Origin of the sequence: Companilactobacillus ginsenosidimutans, from assembly GCF_001050475.1 — a bacterium.
Classification (GTDB): Bacteria; Bacillota; Bacilli; order Lactobacillales; family Lactobacillaceae; genus Companilactobacillus; species Companilactobacillus ginsenosidimutans.
Genome location: NZ_CP012034.1, coordinates 331505 through 349092, shown reverse-complemented (window position 1 = coordinate 349092; position 17588 = coordinate 331505). Strand labels below are relative to the sequence as shown.

Here is a 17588-nt window from a genome sequence, read left to right as displayed (position 1 = left end):
AAAAGCTCAAACTCTTACGAATTTCTGTAAGGGTTTTCAATAACTCTAGTTTATCATTGTTAAACGAAAACACAAGATTTTTTCAGTAACAAATTTTCAATAATTAATTCAAATCAATTTCGTTATCAGATTTTCCATTGTTCAATTCATCGACCATTGAATCAAGTGAAATAGTTGCCATATTCTTTACGGCAGTAGTTGTGTAAAAAGCAATATGAGGAGAAACAATAATCTTAGGATTGTGAATCATATCACTTAATAATTTATCTTGAAGCACTTCTCCACTTCGATCTGAATTGAAAATGCCTACCTCATTTTCATAAACATCAAGCACGGCTCCTGATAATTTTTCAGAAACAACTGCATCATATAAATCTTGTGTATTGATCAAATCACCACGTCCAGTATTGACTACAATTGCTCCATCTTTCATTCCAGCGATGGAATCCTTATTGATAACTGTATTGCCCTTACCCAAACTTGGTAAATGCAAAGTAACTACATCTGATTCTTTAAGAAGCTGGTCTAATGTATCCACATATAAACCTTGTTTTTCAATATTGTCGTTGTGGTACTTATCAAAAGCGATAACCTTTGCGCCAAATCCTTGATAAATCTTAATAGCAGCTTGGCCAATTCTTCCTGTACCTGCTACACCAACTGTCAATTCATTGAGTTCACGACCAATATCTGGTGCCCACAAGAAATTGTGTTGATCAACTTTTCTAATCATCGACTTCATACTTCTTAATAAAATCATAAGTCCAGTAACTGAGTACTCAGCAATTGCTGTTGGTGAATAACTTGGAACATTGGTCAACTTGATATCGTTTTTCTTCAATGCGTCAAACGGTACGTTATCGACACCAACGTTTCTTAATGACAAGACATGGATTCCAAACTCGTTCATCTTGTCGAAAATTCCTGGTTCATAAGGTAATTGTTGATAAGCAACAACACCGTCAAATCCTTTAGCTTGTTCTATGGTTTCAGGGTTCAATAAATCTGATACGATTTTAACTTCAACATTGTTTTCTTTAGACCATTCTTCAATGTATGGTCTTTCGTCTTCTCTAACACCGTAATCGATAAGTTTCATTTTAAATCCTCCATAAAATCAAATTTTGAATACACTTACATAATAATAGGTTTCTTAAACTAAGCCAACCCATTTGGCAAATATTGGAACAACTAAATCAGTTACTACGCCAATGACTACCAAGGATATCGATGCCATTGCACCTTGGATAGATCCAAGCTCAACTGCTTTTGCAGATCCAACTGTTTTTCCAGAGGTACCGAGCCCTAAACCAACACCAATTGGATCTTTGTCGAGCTTAAACCACTTCACTAGTTGATCTCCGATTGCCAAAATAATAACTGCGTTCAAAATACAAGTCATGGCAGTAATTGCGGGTTCTCCACCAATACCTTGTGCAAGTGGCATTGCTATTGCTGTAGTTGCAGCAGTTGGCAATAACGAACTGATTACCCGATTTGGCAAACCAAGAGCTTTACTAGCTAGATAAATAATTCCAAACGAAATGAATAGACCGACGATTAATGAAAGTAATATCTCGACCCAATATTTTTTTACCAGATCATTTCTCTTATATAATGGAACGGCAAAAGCAATCGTGGCTGGTCCTAACATCCAAAACAAAAAGTTGGCGCCAATGGAATTTCCTTTTCCTCCGTTCCAATATGCCTCGTACACTGTCTGTGCAGACTCACCAGTTAAATGTTGAATTGTCCATAGGATAAATATCCCAAGCACCATTCCAACGAAGAGTGGTTGAAATAAGAAGAACCCCTTTGTCTTCCTAAATAGAAAAACACCAATAAGATATACAACTATCGATACCAGAATTCCAAAAAAGGTATTATTAATAAATTGCAACTTATTCCACCTCACTTTGTTCAGCAGTATCAACACTATTTTTATTACGAATCTTGTTACTGATAAAAATAAAGAATTTAGCTGTATATGAGATAACCACTAATAACACAATAGTAGAAATAATAATGGCTAAAATCAGCATTAGTCCATCTTCTTGAATGATGTTTAAATGGGTATACAGTTGTACCCCTGATGGAACAAATAAAAATCCAATAATACTAATTAAAAATGTCGACATTTTTTCAACTTGGTGAAGCTTTACGATTTTGGTACTTAGTAGAAAATACAAAATCAATAAGCCCCAAACAGGTGCTGGAACTGGAAATGATTTTGGCATCAGCATTGCCAATATATTCGAAACAAATAGAACCCCAACAAAGATTGCTATTTGTACGAGAACATTGGCTGGCTGTTTTTCCTCCTTTTTGGTGGTTTTTTGCTTGATATTTGAGTCATTCATACATCCCTCTCCCAAACTTAAATATTTTTATGTAACCGCCTTCATTTGCTACATAACGATACTCTATCATATTTCACAAACTTTATTAAATAAAAAGTTTTAGAATAAAATATATTTTATTAGTAAAAAAATAAGTAAGTTCCTATATAATAGAGATACTGTTTATATAACAATGATTTCAGGAGGCAAATATGTATTTAATGAAAGATATCGTCCGTGATGGCGACCCCGTTTTAAGAAAAGTCAGTCAAGATGTCAAATTCCCACTTAGTGAAGAAGACAAAAAATTAGCAGCAGACATGATGGAATATTTGGTCAATAGTCAAAACGAAGAATTTGCTGAAAAGAACCAACTTCGTGCTGGTGTTGGACTTGCAGCTCCACAAGTTGGCGTTTCAGAAATGATGGCTTCAGTTCTTGTACCAAACGAAGAAGATCCTGACAAGCCACTTTTGAAGATTACTTTAATTAACCCTGTTATTGTGAGAAATTCAGTTCAAAATGCTGCTCTCGAACAAGGTGAAGGATGCTTATCTGTTGATAAGGATGTCCCTGGATTTGTTCCTCGTGCCGACCGAATCACTATCAAATATGATGATTTTGAAGGTAATTCTCAGACACTCCGTGTAAGAGACTATCCTGCTATTGTTTGTCAGCACGAAATTGACCACTTAAATGGCCACCTTTATTACGATAAAATTGATAAAAAACAACCATTCGAAATCGATCCAAGTACAGTTGTAATTTCTTAGTAGAATCAGTTATTGACGGCGTTTGAGTATACTTACAAATTCATATATGTTAAAATTATGTTACTTGTTGATTGCTCAACCAAATGGACTGGAAAATGCTTAAATAAAGAGCGTTTATAACTTTATTTAAATGTACTTAAAAGGAGAAATTATAGTGATATACAAAGTTTTATATCAAGAAACAAAACAAGATAACCCCCGTCGTGAATATACACACTCAATTTATGTGGATGCAGAATCAAGCATCGACGTACGTGAAGCTGTAGAAAAAAATACAAATTATGATATCGAATTGATTCAAGAGCTTGATGAAAAGCACCTTGAATATGAACAAAAGAGTCCTAATTTCAAATTAACGGAGTTTTAGTTAATGACTCAAAACGTTAAGAATAATGAAGTTTCCGTTTTTGCCATCGGGGGCCTTGGCGAGATCGGTAAAAACATGTACGGAGTTGAATACCAGGATGAGTTAATTGTCATCGATGCTGGTATTAAGTTCCCTGAAGACGAACTTCTAGGAATTGACTACGTCATTTCTGACTATAGTTACTTAGTCGAACATCAAGATAAAATCAAGGGTCTTTTCATCACCCATGGTCACGAAGACCACATTGGTGGTATCCCTTATTTATTACAAAAACTACCTAATATTCCTGTTTATGCTGGACCCTTAGCATGTGCATTGATAAAAGGAAAGCTTGAAGAACATGGCTTACTACAATCAACTAATTTGAATGTATTAAGTGAAGATTCAGTAATCAAATTTCCTAAAACAAGCGTTACATTCTTCAGAACAACTCACTCAATTCCCGATACATTAGGTGTGGCAGTCCATACACCTGAAGGAATAATTGTTGAGACTGGAGACTTTAAGTTTGATTTGACACCTGTTGCAGGCTTGCCAGCACCAAACTTACAAAGAATGGCATCACTTGGACAAGAAGGAGTACTTCTTCTCATGTCTGATAGTACTAATGCTGAGATTCCCACTTTTTCTAAGTCAGAACGTTCAGTTGGTTTAACGATTCATCAAATCTTTGAAACTATTCAAGGAAGAATCATTTTCGCTACTTTCGCTTCAAATATTTATCGTGTTTCTCAAGCTGTTGATGCTGCTATCCAACAACACAGAAAAATTGCTGTGTTCGGACGAAGCATGGAGTCAGCAATCGAAAACGGTCGTGAATTAGGATATCTAAATATACCGGATGAAATGCTCATGGACCCTCATGAACTAAACCACACACCAGCAAACGAAACATTGATTCTATGTACTGGTTCTCAAGGTGAACCATTGGCTGCATTAAGTCGTATTGCTAATGGGACACATAGACAAATTAGTATTCAACCTGGCGATACTGTTATTTTCTCAAGTAACCCTATTCCTGGTAATACGATCAGTGTTAACCACTTGATTAACCAACTTTCTGAAGCTGGTGCAGAAGTTATTCATGGTAAGATCAACAACATCCATGCTTCTGGACATGGTGGTCAAACTGAACAAGAATTAATGTTACGATTAATGAAGCCTAAGTTCTTCATGCCAATTCACGGTGAGTATCGTATGTTAAAAATTCATACCGAACTTGCAGAATTGTGTGGAGTTCCTCAAGAAAATTCGTTCTTGATGGAGAACGGTGATGTACTTGCACTAACCAAAGATTCAGCTCACAGAGCTGGCCACTTCCCTGCCGGAGATGTTTATGTTGATGGTAAAGGTGTCGGTGACATTGGTAACGTTGTTATTCATGATCGTCAATTATTATCTGAAGAAGGTATGGTCGTTGTTGTCGCAACTATTGATTACAAGAAACACATTGTATTAGCGGGTCCAGATATTTTATCTCGTGGATTTGTTTATATGCGTGAATCTGGTGAATTAATAAACCAAGCACAAAAACGTGTCTTCCACCTCATTAAGAATGCATTTGATGATGAAGAAAACAAAGTAACTGAAGCTCAATTAAAACGTGTAATTATCGATGGATTACAAGATTTCTTATACAAACGTACAGCTAGAAATCCAGTTATTCTTCCAATGTTAATTTCAACTTCAATTTAATAAGCTTAAAATAGCATTTAAAAACGGTAATATCCCTTGACTGGATATTACCGTTTTTGTTATTAATATATAGGTTAAACTTGTTTATATAGGAATGGGGATTCTGAAACCTATGGGAAAAATAAAAAAACTCGAGGTCATCTTCAATGAACGTGCCGGTAACGGACAATCAAAAAGTACCTGGAAAAAGATTGAACAATTCTTAATTAAAAATGATATCAATTTTGAATTACATAAAACACAACATGATGGTGACGGAGTTCGAATAGCTAAAGAACTGTCGAATACTCAAACTCCAGACAGCCGTATATTGGTTATTGGGGGCGATGGTACACTTAACCAATCACTTAATGGTGTTTTAGTATCAAACCGTCCTGAGACCGCCTTAGGTTACATTCCAAGTGGATCCGGTAATGACTTCAGTCGTGGAATTAACATCAAAAAGCAAAAACCATTAATACTATTACAAAGAATGTTGGCAATGGACGAACCAGTAGATATTGACATTGCTAAAGCAACCAATCAAACTAATGGCGAACAAAAGTATTTCGTTAATAACATTGGTATGGGCTTTGATGCAAGCGCCGTTTATTATACGAATCATTCAAAACGTAAGGATGTACTCAATAGTCTGAAAATGGGTACCCTAGCCTACGTCACAAGTCTAGTAAAGGTCATCAAGCTTCAGGGAGGCTTTCCAATAGACGTAAAATATGGTGATAAGATTAAACATTTTGATGATGCTTATATAGTAACAGCTACAAATCATCCATATTTTGGAGGTGGTATAGCTATTGACCCCAAAGCACAACCGTTTGATCATAAGTTAGATTTAGTAGTAGTAAGGAAAATTACCGGTCTGACATTTGTAAAACTTTTCGTTAAGCTGTTATCAAACGGTTCTCACTTGAATGATCCAAATGTGTGGTACATTCAACAACCTGAATTCTCGGTAAACATTCATCAATCGGAACAAGGACAAATGGATGGTGAAGAATTGAATAAACATGAGTTCGATTTTGACTTTAAATCAATACAACATAAATTCTGGATTCCAATTAACATTAATGAACATAAATAAGAGGCTGTGACTTATGTCACGGCCTCTTATTTTAGTTGTTAACTTTCTTCATAAAATCAAATGGTGTAATGTTCTCCATACCTATCATTGGATTGATTGCATTCGACATTACTTTATCTAGCGTTAAATAATCGTTGTCGGGTACAGCTTCGACCTGTTTTTCATCATTTTTGGTAATTTCATTTTTAGCGCCTGTTGTTTTGTTAAATACATTGTTCAAACGTTCACGAAGAGTAGTGTTTCTGGCAGTTGACTTGTCTTGAATTGATTGTTGAAAAGCAGATTGATCTCCTACCATAATTAGTAGTTTCTTCGAGCGCGTAATTGCTGTATACAATAGATTACGTCTTAACATGCGAGACTCTTCATTAACCAATGGTAAAATGACCATTTCAAATTCCGAGCCTTGAGCTTTGTGGATGGACGTACAATATGCCAACGCAATATTTGAAATCCAATCTTTCCTATCTAAAGTAACCTCATTACCATCGAAATCAATAACTATTTTATCAACTTTATCAGTATTTTCTTTGGCAAGAATAATACCGACAATAATTCCAATTTCTCCATTAAAAACGTTATCTTCCGGTGAATTAACTAAGTAAACTACCTTATCCTTAATTCGATAATGGACATTTCCGACACTAACTTCCTTACGTTTTGGTGTCATCGGATTGACAACGTCCTGAATTGTCGAATTCAAATTATCAATTCCGGCAGTTCCTCGATACATCGGTGCTAAAATTTGAACATCTGATATGTCAAAGCCACGCTCACCAGATTTACTTACAATTTGTGAGACAACTTCGGGAACATTTCGGCTAGTAACCGGAATAAAACTACGATCCGACTTATTAATAAACACATCTTGATTTACAACACCTTGATTCACATCATGTGCCAATTGAATAATGGTCGAACTGTCATCTTGTCGGTGAATATCAGTCAAAATACTTGTTGGGAAGATCTCACTTTTAATCAAATCTGCAAAAATTTGTCCAGGTCCGACTGATGGAAGTTGATCTCTATCACCCACTAACACGACTTGAGTGCCTGGTGGCACTGATGTAATCAGAATCTTGAATAATCGAGTATCAACCATCGACATCTCATCAATAATCAACAATTTACAGTCCAGCGTTGGTTCCGCAGTTTCATCATCATCCGTCCCTGTCAATCCTAGTAAACGATGAATTGTCATAGCTGGTAAACCAGTAGTCTCACCCATATGTTTTGCAGCACGACCAGTTGGTGCAGCAAGAGCAATCGAATAATCTTCTGCAGAAGGGTCAAGCGTGGCATCATTTAATTTTGCATACATTGCCACAATCCCATTAATTATGGTCGTTTTACCAGTTCCCGGACCACCCGTTAATAGAAATATAGAATGACTTAAAGCAGCTTCAATTGCCTTTTGTTGTGAATCGTCATATTGAACTTTAAATTGTTTTTCAACTTTTGCCAGTCCGTCGTCGTAATCAGATTGTTTCCAGTCACTACCCTTATATGAATCAACAATCATTTTCATTGACTGGGCGATTGACCATTCACTCTCAAAAATATCCTTATCATACACTCGATTGTCTTCGACAATTAATGCACCGTCATTAACCAGTGATTTCAAACAATCATTGATCTTTTCTTGCAAGTCATTGCCTGTATTGTATGAACGCAGCGTGCCGAGAGCTCTTTGTATTAAGAAATCCTTTTTTACATAGGAATCTCCTGAACCATTAACAATGTCTGATACTATTTGTATCAATGCTCCCTTAATTCTTCGCGGATCATCTTCTGGAATGCCAAGCTGTCTTGCCAGTTCATCCGCTCTCTTAAAACCAATCCCTTTGATTTCCAATACTAATTTATACGGGTCTTCGTTGATAATATCTAAAGTTTTACCGCCATATCTTTGATAAATACGTGCTGATAAGGTATTTCCGAATCCAAAATTACTCAACTCAAACAGCATTTGTTCAGCTTGATTGCTATTCGCAATTTGATCGACTACTTTCTTAGTCTTCTCCTTACCTAACTTTAAAAAATCCAAAGCATTGGGATCTCGCACTATTTTATCAATAGCATTATCACCTAGCTTATCGACAATCTTTTCAGCAGTCTTTTTACCTATACCAGGAAATTCATCCCCAGCAAAAAAGTTAATCAGTGCTTTTCGACCACTAGGGCGACTGTGATGGTAGGTCTCAGCCTGAAATTGTTTGCCATATTTTGGATGGTCAACTAAATGCCCCTCAAACTTGTACTCTTCTTCTTCAGAGATTTCACCAAAACTTCCAGTAATAACAATATCAGTAGCGTTCCAATCGGTATTCGTTTTTTTTATTTTAATAGTGAAAATCTTAAATAAATTATCTGGATTTTCAAAAAAGATTGCCTTAACTGTGCCGACAAAATATTGTTTTTCTTGAGTTTCAGTCATCACTACCTCCGTTTTTTGTCAAAAATTTATGCAAATCTGCTAACTTTTGCTCGTGTTCATTAAAATATGTTTCGTCTTGCTGCTTTGCCAATTCAAGATACTCTTGATAGGGCTGATCCAAGTTCATTTGACAAATCGCAATATTAAAGAAAAATTTGGCATTTGGTTTTAAATCAATCGCTTTTTGGTAGTACCCTATTGCTGTGTTAAAATTCCCATTTGCCATTAGTAAATCGGCCAACAGTTCGTTTGCTGCCACGTCTGAGGCATCCTTTTCAACTGCAGTAAGAGCAAAAGCAACTGCTAATGATTTTTTCCCTTGTTGATCCAGAGTCTTAGCCTTCATGAAATAAGCCACAGATCCATAATTACTAGAAATCAAATCGTCAAAAATATCTGAAGCACGATCAAATTTGTCTGCAGTGTAATAAACATTGCCTAGATTATATTTTAAATCCTGGTTATTTGGGAATAAGGTAAGTGACCTTGTAAGCAATTCTTCTGCTTGTTCAAGGTCACCCACATCAACCAAATTAGCTGATAATTCTAAAATTACATCAAGTTGTTTATTGTTATTATTCAACTTATCAACTAGTTCTTTAATTTTCTTTTGTTTTATTTCTTTGTCATTCATTAAATAAATTACCTCAAATAGTGTCTGTGCTCTCAAGCTTCTTGTTTAAATATTTTGTTTCATTCCATTTGACAAGGCTGTATTCACCTTCATCATATTTAAGATGTGTCAAACTAGTATTTGAGAGTCCTCCATTTTTACGGAGATCAGCAATCTTGGTACCCAACAATGACTGAATCATTGCAACCAATGCTGCACCATGACTCACAAGTAATATAGATGCACATGGATCATTTTGACTTACAATCTTATTAACTGCATCATTTGAACGTTTTATTACCGATTCAAATGACTCCGCTTTGATTTTTGTGCTGTCATATTTATCTGGCTCACATCTGAATGCATGGATGACATCAGGTATTTGTTTTTCAAGGTCGACAAACTTTTTACCTTCCATAATTCCCAAATTAAATTCCATTAATCCATCTACTTCTGTTAATGGAATGTCTTTGTGCAAATCTTTTATCAGTATCTCTGCTGTTTTCTTAGCACGCGGAATTGGGCTTGTATATGCATGAGAAAAATCAATTGGGGATAATCTTTTAGCAAGCAAACCAATATCATGAATACTTTCTGGCAATAACGGTGAATCACCATGACTACCTTGATATTTGCCCTCTAAATTCCATTCAGTTTTCCCATGTCTTACAAAGTACAAATCCATCCTAAATACCTCTTTAGTAACTTAATACTACAATTATGGAGATTTCGTATCCTTTTTTCAAGTTAATCACACCAAAAAAGCCAAGGATATTAGTCCTTGACTCTTGGAAAATTAATTTTCGATTAAATGTATTGTAAAATCTTGTCCTTCATATAAGCAGCATCAATAGTTGCACCACCAAGGCACTCCTCACCGTCATAGAAGACAACTTCTTGTCCAGGTGTAATTGCACGTACTGGGTTGTCAAAGTCAACACTGACCTTACCATCATCCAACACATGAACAGTAACACCGACATCTTGTTGACGATATCTAAACTTAGCAGTTGAGTGGAACTCATCACCATAATCTAATCCAGTAATGAATGAAAGATCAGATGCTTCCAAATGATCGGCATATAATCTAGGATTGTCATACCCTTGATCGACATAAAGAATATTCTTACTCATATCCTTACCAACTACGAACCATGGCTCGTTTGACTTACCGTTTCCACCGATTCCAAGACCTTGTCTCTGGCCAATTGTGTAATACATTAAACCAGCATGCTTACCCTTGACCTCACCGTCAGGTGTCATCATAGTTCCACCTTGGGCAGGCAAGAACTCACCAAGGAACTTTCTGAAGTTTCTCTCACCAATGAAACATACACCGGTTGAGTCCTTCTTCTTAGCTGTTGAGAGTCCAGCCTCTTCAGCAATTCTACGTACCTCAGACTTTTGCATTCCCCCAATTGGGAATAAAGCCTTTTGTAGTTGATCTTGTTGAACAGTACTTAAGAAATAAGTTTGGTCCTTATTTGCATCTCCACCACGTAATAAGTGAACAACACCATTATCATCACGAAAGCTTTGAGCGTAGTGACCCATTGCGATATAGTCAGCATTCAATTGATTTGCGTAATCTAAAAATGCCTTGAATTTAACTTCTTTGTTACACATAACATCAGGGTTAGGAGTTCTACCCTTACGATATTCTGATAAGAAATATTGGAATACTCGATCCCAGTACTCCTTCTCAAAATTAACAGAATAATATGGAATTCCGATTTTATTTGCTACCTTGGCAACATCTTCGTAATCTTCAGTGGCTGTACATACACCTGAATCATCTGTGTCATCCCAGTTCTTCATGAAAACTCCGATTACCTCGTAACCTTGTTGTTTTAACAAAAGAGCACTGACAGAAGAATCAACTCCTCCACTCATTCCAACAACTACGCGCTTTTTTGCATTATCCATAAATATAACCTCTTATTTTTTTATCAAGATGTCCTTTTCCTCTAAAAAGTTCATCATGAATTTATAATCGTCGATTTCCGACTTTGTATCTTTACCTTTGTAAATATTTAAATTGTGTAAACCACTTTTATCAGTGATTGCCATACGTAAGTGAGTATATTCTTCAGAGATAGTGATTTTTAACAAAAATCTAGCATCATATGGAGAAGTACCTGAAATCGGTCTTTGCAATTTGAAGTGATCATTTCTTCCTTCAACAAAGCCAGCATCTAAGAGAGAGTATCTCTTAACATCTGGATTAATTTCGTATACGTCTGTATCGCCTAATACTTGAGCTTGATTTTTTTGCATAATATAGAGTCCCCTTAATTATTAAATTCTCAATAATTAGTTTGCTCATTTTTTATTAATTAGTCAAGTCCCTAATGATTTCAATTAACTTTTTTGTAAAAGAATTGATTTCATCCATCGTATTATCTTTCCCAAAACTAATACGTATTGAATCAGCAACTTTTGGACTATCTTTACCAAACATTGCAATTAACACGTGTGATGGTTCCAGGCTTCCCGCAGTACAAGCAGACCCACCAGAAACGGCGAATCCTTCCAAATCAAGTCTAGTTAATAATACCCCTCGATCTACTCCAGGAATATACAAGTTTAACACGTGATTCAATGCATGTGGACCTTTAGGACCATTTATTTCAAATTTGATTTGATTTTCTTTTAAAGTTTTTTCGATTTGTTGTTTAAATGAATAAAATCTTTCTCGTTTATCTTTTTTTACTTCATCATTAGCCAACTTAACGGCTTCAGCAAATCCTGCAATACCAGGAACATTTTCTGTTCCGGCACGACGTTTAGTTTCTTGATCTCCACCTTTAATGAATGATGGAATACTAATATTTTCATTTATATATAAGAAACCAATGAATTTGGGACCATTTAGCTTGTGCGCAGAGGTTGACATTAAATCAATATTTTCTGCGTGAACATCAATATTCTCTGTTCCGAAGGCTTGAACAGCATCCGTATGAAAATATGCTTGGTGATTTTTTAGTAGTTCACCAATTTCTGAAATGGGATTCAAAGCTCCAACTTCGTTATTACCATACATTATCGAGACCAAAATAGTATCATCTGTCAAAGCCCGTTCGACTTGTTCGACAGAAATTTCTCCATCTTCATTTGGTTTCAAGTATGTAACATTAAAACCGAGAGATTCCAAATATTTCATTGGTTTCAATACGGCTTCGTGTTCAGTCGCATCGGTAATAATATGTTTTCCTTCACTTTGACGTGACAATGCAGTTGAAATAATTGCTGTATTATCACTTTCTGTTCCACCACTTGTAAAGACTATTTCAGAGTCTTTAGCGTTTATACTTTGAGCAATAGTGTGTCTACTATCATCTAATACGCTTCTCGCCTGGCGCCCATAATAATTTGTCGCTGATGCATTACCAAAGTTGTTTAACATTTGGTCTTGCATCAACGCAACTACCTCCGGGGCCATTGGAGTTGTGGCAGCATTATCTAGGTACGTATACCCCACTTTAAAAATCCCCTTTACAATCTATTCCCGATCTAAGAAATTTAACAACATTTGAACTGATTTTTGACCGGCTTGAACCACAAATTCATCGAAATTGACATTGGCATTTTCGTCGCCAACATCACTCATTGCTCGAATTACTACAAAAGGTGTTTTAAACTGCGTACAAACTTGAGCCACTGCAGCACCTTCCATTTCAGAAGCTAATGCGTCTGGAAAATCTTTTTTAATTGTAGCAATTTTAGCCTTGTCGTCAATAAATTGGTCTCCGGACACAATTAATCCAACGTGATAATTTAAATCGGTTTTTTCGGCAGCAATTCTAATTTCATTAACATAAAAAGTATCAGCATCAAAATACAATGGACTCCCTGGGAGTTGACCCATTTTATAACCTGATTGAGTAACATCAACATCGTGATAAGCCAATTTTTCAGAAATTACGATATCACCAATTTTAAGTTCTTCGCCAATTCCACCGGCTGAACCAGTGTTAACTATAAGATCTGGTTGATATTTTTCATTCAAGATGGTTGCAGTCATTCCTGCTTGAACCTTGCCAATACCACTTTGTGCAAGTATTACTTGGTGATCTGCATAAGTTCCGTGGGTAAATTCAACCCCAGCAATTATTTCAGATTGAACTGCTTCCATACTTTCCTTGAATAATTTAATTTCTTGTTCCATTGGAACGATTACACCTATTTTCATGGTTAATACTCCTTATATAAAAAATAAAATTAGAAATACAATAATAATTAAGCCGAATACTGTAATAATCGCAATATTTAGCTTTTTTTTCAATTTATTTGTCTTATGTTCAAAAGATAATTCATTTTCTTGCTTAATTTGATCAGGATGTTGTTCTCGATACTCTCTTTCAACTTCCTGACGCTTCTGATTTGCCATTGCTGCTTGTTGTTTTTGTAAATCTTCTTCGGTCATTACTGACTTATATTGTTGTTGAGACTGAGTATTGGAATCATCTTGACCATTACTGCGATTAATTAAGTTTTTTATTCTTGAAAACATCTTATTCACCTTTAGCCTTAAGCAACTTCCAATATGTTACGGCAAAAATTGTTTTGCCATCACAAATAGTTCCATCTTCAACATACTTTTCAGCTTCATTTAATGTTAGTTTTTCAACATTTAAAAATTCATCGTTATCCAGTGGACGTTTATTCTCAACTTGTTGAAGATTTTTTGCTGAATAAATTGTTATTTTTTCATTTGAGTAACCGGGACTTGCAAAAAAGGCAGTAACCTTTTCTAGCTTATCGGTCGTCAGGCCCAACTCCTCATTCATCTCACGCAAGGCAACTTCTTGTAAATCCCTACCCTCGTCAGCATCAATTTTACCAGCAGGTATTTCCAAAGTTTCTTGTCCAAGTGGAGCACGCCATTGTCTGACAAAAATCATTTTATCATCAACAAATGGAATTATCCCGACTGCACCGTGATGTTGGACAATCTCTCTAATTGCGGGAATGCCATTGGGTAGCACAACTTGTTCGACATCTACATTAAAAATTTTGCCACCAAACATTCTCTTTGATGCAATAACTTCTTCATAGTATTTCGAATCTTCTTTATGCATAGACACACCTCACCAAAATTTTAAATCGTACATTTTATTGTAACATGCAAAATAGCTTATCATACGATTTAATCGCTGGTAATTACTTAAAATTTTCTCAACAAAAAAAGCGCTTATTCAGCGCTTTCTTCATCTTTTATACTAATATTTACAGCTTGTGGTCCCTTATAGCCGGGGGCAATTTCAAATGCCACTGTTAAATCAGGTTGGATATAGTGATCTTCACGATTCAAAACTGAATCAGCAAAGAAGAAAATATCATTTTGACCATCATTTATAAAACCAAAACCACGCGATGTATTAAATCTGACAATTTTACCTTCAAACATATATTAACCTAGTCTTCAAAGCCTTCGCTTATAGTTTGTGGATATTGTTCAGTAACTATCTTAGCACATCTTGCACAGAAGTCTGGGAAGTTTGAGTCAGAACCAACATCTGTTTTAGTCATACGACATCTCGTACATACTTTACCTTCAGCTTTTTGAACCAATACACTTTCTTCTGTATATTGATCTGCATCTGCTGGAGCAGGTTGATCACTAATCTCAAATTGAGAAACAATTAATAATTGTCCCAAGTTACTATCAATTTTTGCTAAAGCAGCTTTCAAGTCATCATTTGGATAAACAGTGACTTTGGCTTCAAGTGATTTACCAATCATTTTGTTATCACGAGCGACCTCTAGAGACTTTTGAATATCATCTCTGAAACTCATAAATGTATCCCAAGTTGATCTGATTTCATCAAAATCAGCTTGTTTTTCTGCCTTAGGCATTTCTGCCAATTGTACGTATTCCTCTGGCTCTTTCAAGTATTCCCATACTTGTTCCATTGTGTGAGGAAGAATTGGTGTCAATAACTTAGCTAATGCTACAGCCGAATCATAGATAACTGTTTGCATTGAACGGCGTGAATGTGAATCTTCTGGGTCAATGTAAACAACATCTTTAGCAAAATCTAAGTAGAATGTTGATAAATCATTTGTAAGGAACTTCAAGACTGACTTATTAACACTAGCAAAATCAAATTTATCATAATCATTCAATACTGATTCAATTAAGTCATTCAATTTCATGACAATATATTTATCCTCTGGACGTAAATCTTTATAGTCCACGCGATTTTCTTTAGGATCGAAATCTGTTGTATTGGCTAACATGAATCTGATTGTATTACGAATTTTACGATATGAATCAGAAGATTGTTTGAATGAATCAACTGAAACCTGAACATCAGAACTTGCATCTACCGAAGCTACCCATAAACGAATAATTTCAGCACCAAATTGACGTTCGATATCACTAGGTGCAATAACATTACCTAGTGACTTACTCATTTTGACACCATTTTTATCAAGAGTGAATCCTTGAGAAAGAATTGCTTTATAAGGAGCAACACCAAAGGCAGCAACTGAAGTAATAAGTAATGAATTGAACCATCCACGATATTGGTCAGAACCTTCAAGAACTAAGTCAGCCGGGAAAGTTAAGTTGTCGCGTAACTTAGCAACACCAGCATGAGCTGTACCTGAGTCAAACCAAACATCCATTATGTCTGTTTCTTTTGTAAATTTACCATTTGGACTATTAGGATTTGTATAACCTTCTGGAAGAAGATCTTTCGCATCCTTTTCGAACCAAATTCCCGAACCATACTTACCGAATAAATCAGCAACGTGATCAATGATTTCTTTGGTCATAATTGGTTCGCCATTCTCACCATAGAAAATTGGAAGTGGAACACCCCAAGCACGTTGTCTTGAAATAACCCAATCGCCACGGTCGCGAATCATATTATAAAGACGTTTCTTACCCCAATCAGGAATGAAACTAACTTTTTCAAGTTCTTCAAGCAATTGGTCTCTGAAATCATCAATAGAAGCAAACCACTGTGGTGTTGCACGGAATATTACCGGTTTCTTTGTACGCCAGTCATGTGGATAACTGTGAGTGAAGAAACTAAGCTTCAACAATGAACCATTGTCTTGCATACGTTTTGTAATTAATTTGTTGGCGTCATCGTAAAATACACCTTTGTATTCTGGAACCTCGTCAGTGAAACAACCATGTTCATCAATTGGTGAGAAAATTGGTAGCTTATACTTCATACCAACAACAAAGTCATCAGCACCAAATCCAGGAGCTGTATGAACTAAACCAGTACCATCATCAAGAGTAACGTGATTACCAAGAATTAATAATGATTCTCTGTCATAGAATGGGTGTGTTGCTTTTAATCCTTCTAGTTCAGAGCCTTTGAACGTCTTCAAAGTTTCAACGTTCTCCCAACCCAATGTTTCTTTTAAGAAACTAATACGTTCTTCAGCAACAACATATTTTTTACCGTCAGCATTAACTAATGCATAATCGAATTTAGGATTTACACAAATAGCCAAGTTAGAAGGCATTGTCCAAGGAGTAGTTGTCCAAATAATGAACGATGTATCCTTGTCCAATAGATCTTTACCATCGCGAACTTTAAATGCTACGAAAATTGATGGCGATTTGATATCTTTATATTCAATTTCAGCTTCAGCTAAAGTTGATTCTGATGAGGGTGACCAATAAACCGGTTTTTTACCACGATAGATATAACCCTTATTTACCATTTCACCAAAAACTTTAACTTCTTCTTTTTCGAATTCTGGTTGATAAGTAATATATGGGTGATCCCAATCAGCTGAAACACCTAATCTTTTGAAACCAGCCATTTGCTTAGCAATTTCTTGTTCAGCAAATTTTCTACACATTTCACGGTATTCAGCCATACCGATTTCCTTACGTTTAACACCCTTTTTAGCGAGTTGTTGTTCAATTGGAAGACCATGAGTATCCCATCCAGGAACATAAGGTGAACGATATCCATCCATTGATTTGTAACGAACAATAATATCCTTAGAAATCTTGTTCAAGGCATGCCCCATATGAATGTCACCATTGGCAAATGGAGGTCCATCTAATAATTCAAAAGTTGGTTTACCTTCGTTTAGTTTTTGTCTTTTTTCATAGACTTTGTTTTCTTCCCAATCCTTTTGCCATTCGGCCTCTTTGTTGGGAAGATTTCCACGCATAGGGAATTTTGTTTTTCCCAAGTTCAATGTGTCTTTTACTCGCATATTTTCACTCTCCCTTTTAAAAAAAAAAGAACCCATCCAAACTAGGACGAATTCTTTCGCTGTACCACCTATTGGTATAATTTA

General features: G+C 35.8%; 18 protein-coding genes. 4 read left to right on the top strand and 14 right to left on the bottom strand.

The genetic code is table 11. The annotated features are described in order from the left end of the window. Nucleotides 1–103 precede the first annotated feature (103 nt). Genes ABM34_RS01955 through ABM34_RS01945 form a run of 3 tightly spaced genes read right to left on the bottom strand, consistent with a single transcriptional unit; the run spans nt 104 to nt 2360 of the window. The gene (locus ABM34_RS01955; protein ID WP_048702793.1) at nt 104–1099 is read right to left on the bottom strand and encodes a D-2-hydroxyacid dehydrogenase; all 996 of its coding nucleotides are present in this window, start codon (nt 1097–1099) and stop codon (nt 104–106) included. Between the two features lie 54 nt (nt 1100–1153). Beyond that, complete coding sequence (locus tag ABM34_RS01950; RefSeq protein WP_232298613.1) at nt 1154–1900, bottom strand: LrgB family protein; 747 nt, start codon at nt 1898–1900, stop codon at nt 1154–1156. Between the two features lies 1 nt (nt 1901). Then, entirely contained in the window at nt 1902–2360 is a 459-nt protein-coding gene (locus tag ABM34_RS01945) for a CidA/LrgA family protein (RefSeq protein WP_048702790.1), read from the bottom strand. Between the two features lie 191 nt (nt 2361–2551). Here ABM34_RS01945 and def point away from each other — a divergent pair, with 191 nt between their 5' ends. From def to ABM34_RS01925, 4 genes are all read left to right on the top strand, one after another. Continuing rightward, nucleotides 2552–3112 carry a peptide deformylase gene (gene def / locus ABM34_RS01940; protein WP_048702787.1) on the top strand — a complete coding sequence of 187 codons (561 nt, stop codon included), beginning with the start codon at nt 2552–2554 and terminating at the stop codon, nt 3110–3112. A 154-nt stretch (nt 3113–3266) separates the two neighbouring features. Continuing rightward, the gene (locus tag ABM34_RS01935; RefSeq protein WP_048702784.1) at nt 3267–3479 is read left to right on the top strand and encodes a DNA-directed RNA polymerase subunit epsilon; all 213 of its coding nucleotides are present in this window, start codon (nt 3267–3269) and stop codon (nt 3477–3479) included. Between the two features lie 3 nt (nt 3480–3482). Next, entirely contained in the window at nt 3483–5174 is a 1692-nt protein-coding gene (rnjA, locus tag ABM34_RS01930) for a ribonuclease J1 (RefSeq protein ID WP_048702782.1), read from the top strand. 112 nt (nt 5175–5286) lie between these two features. Further along, nucleotides 5287–6255 (top strand): diacylglycerol/lipid kinase family protein, encoded by a 969-nt coding sequence (locus ABM34_RS01925; protein ID WP_048702780.1) that lies wholly within the window; start codon nt 5287–5289, stop codon nt 6253–6255. A 31-nt stretch (nt 6256–6286) separates the two neighbouring features. Here ABM34_RS01925 and recD2 read toward each other — a convergent pair whose 3' ends face one another. The 11 genes from recD2 to ileS all read right to left on the bottom strand — a co-directional run bounded on the left by recD2 (nt 6287) and on the right by ileS (nt 17504). Next, entirely contained in the window at nt 6287–8692 is a 2406-nt protein-coding gene (gene recD2, locus ABM34_RS01920; RefSeq protein ID WP_048702777.1) for an SF1B family DNA helicase RecD2, read from the bottom strand. Continuing rightward, nucleotides 8685–9326 (bottom strand): tetratricopeptide repeat protein, encoded by a 642-nt coding sequence (locus ABM34_RS01915; protein ID WP_048702773.1) that lies wholly within the window; start codon nt 9324–9326, stop codon nt 8685–8687. The genes recD2 and ABM34_RS01915 overlap by 8 nt, the downstream gene beginning before the upstream one ends. A 13-nt stretch (nt 9327–9339) precedes the next feature. Beyond that, complete coding sequence (locus tag ABM34_RS01910) at nt 9340–9990, bottom strand: histidine phosphatase family protein (protein WP_048702771.1); 651 nt, start codon at nt 9988–9990, stop codon at nt 9340–9342. 122 nt (nt 9991–10112) lie between these two features. After that, the gene (gene mnmA / locus ABM34_RS01905; protein WP_048702769.1) at nt 10113–11231 is read right to left on the bottom strand and encodes a tRNA 2-thiouridine(34) synthase MnmA; all 1119 of its coding nucleotides are present in this window, start codon (nt 11229–11231) and stop codon (nt 10113–10115) included. 12 nt (nt 11232–11243) lie between these two features. Further along, a complete protein-coding gene (locus ABM34_RS01900) occupies nt 11244–11582 on the bottom strand; it encodes a hypothetical protein (protein ID WP_048702766.1) in 339 nt (112 codons plus the stop codon). A 55-nt stretch (nt 11583–11637) separates the two neighbouring features. Continuing rightward, on the bottom strand, nt 11638–12786 hold the full coding sequence (locus tag ABM34_RS01895) for a cysteine desulfurase family protein (protein WP_048702764.1): 1149 nt from the start codon (nt 12784–12786) through the stop codon (nt 11638–11640). A gap of 21 nt (nt 12787–12807) precedes the next feature. Further along, complete coding sequence (locus tag ABM34_RS01890; protein WP_048702760.1) at nt 12808–13497, bottom strand: 5'-methylthioadenosine/adenosylhomocysteine nucleosidase; 690 nt, start codon at nt 13495–13497, stop codon at nt 12808–12810. A 12-nt stretch (nt 13498–13509) separates the two neighbouring features. Beyond that, complete coding sequence (locus ABM34_RS01885; RefSeq protein WP_232298610.1) at nt 13510–13818, bottom strand: hypothetical protein; 309 nt, start codon at nt 13816–13818, stop codon at nt 13510–13512. A gap of 1 nt (nt 13819) precedes the next feature. Beyond that, nucleotides 13820–14386: an NUDIX hydrolase gene (locus ABM34_RS01880; RefSeq protein WP_048702759.1), complete on the bottom strand. Its 567-nt coding sequence runs from the start codon at nt 14384–14386 to the stop codon at nt 13820–13822. Nucleotides 14387–14499: 113 nt separating this feature from the next. Continuing rightward, entirely contained in the window at nt 14500–14715 is a 216-nt protein-coding gene (locus ABM34_RS01875) for a cold-shock protein (RefSeq protein WP_048702757.1), read from the bottom strand. 8 nt (nt 14716–14723) lie between these two features. Further along, nucleotides 14724–17504: an isoleucine--tRNA ligase gene (gene ileS / locus ABM34_RS01870; RefSeq protein ID WP_048702754.1), complete on the bottom strand. Its 2781-nt coding sequence runs from the start codon at nt 17502–17504 to the stop codon at nt 14724–14726. Between the last annotated feature and the right edge of the window lie 84 nt (nt 17505–17588).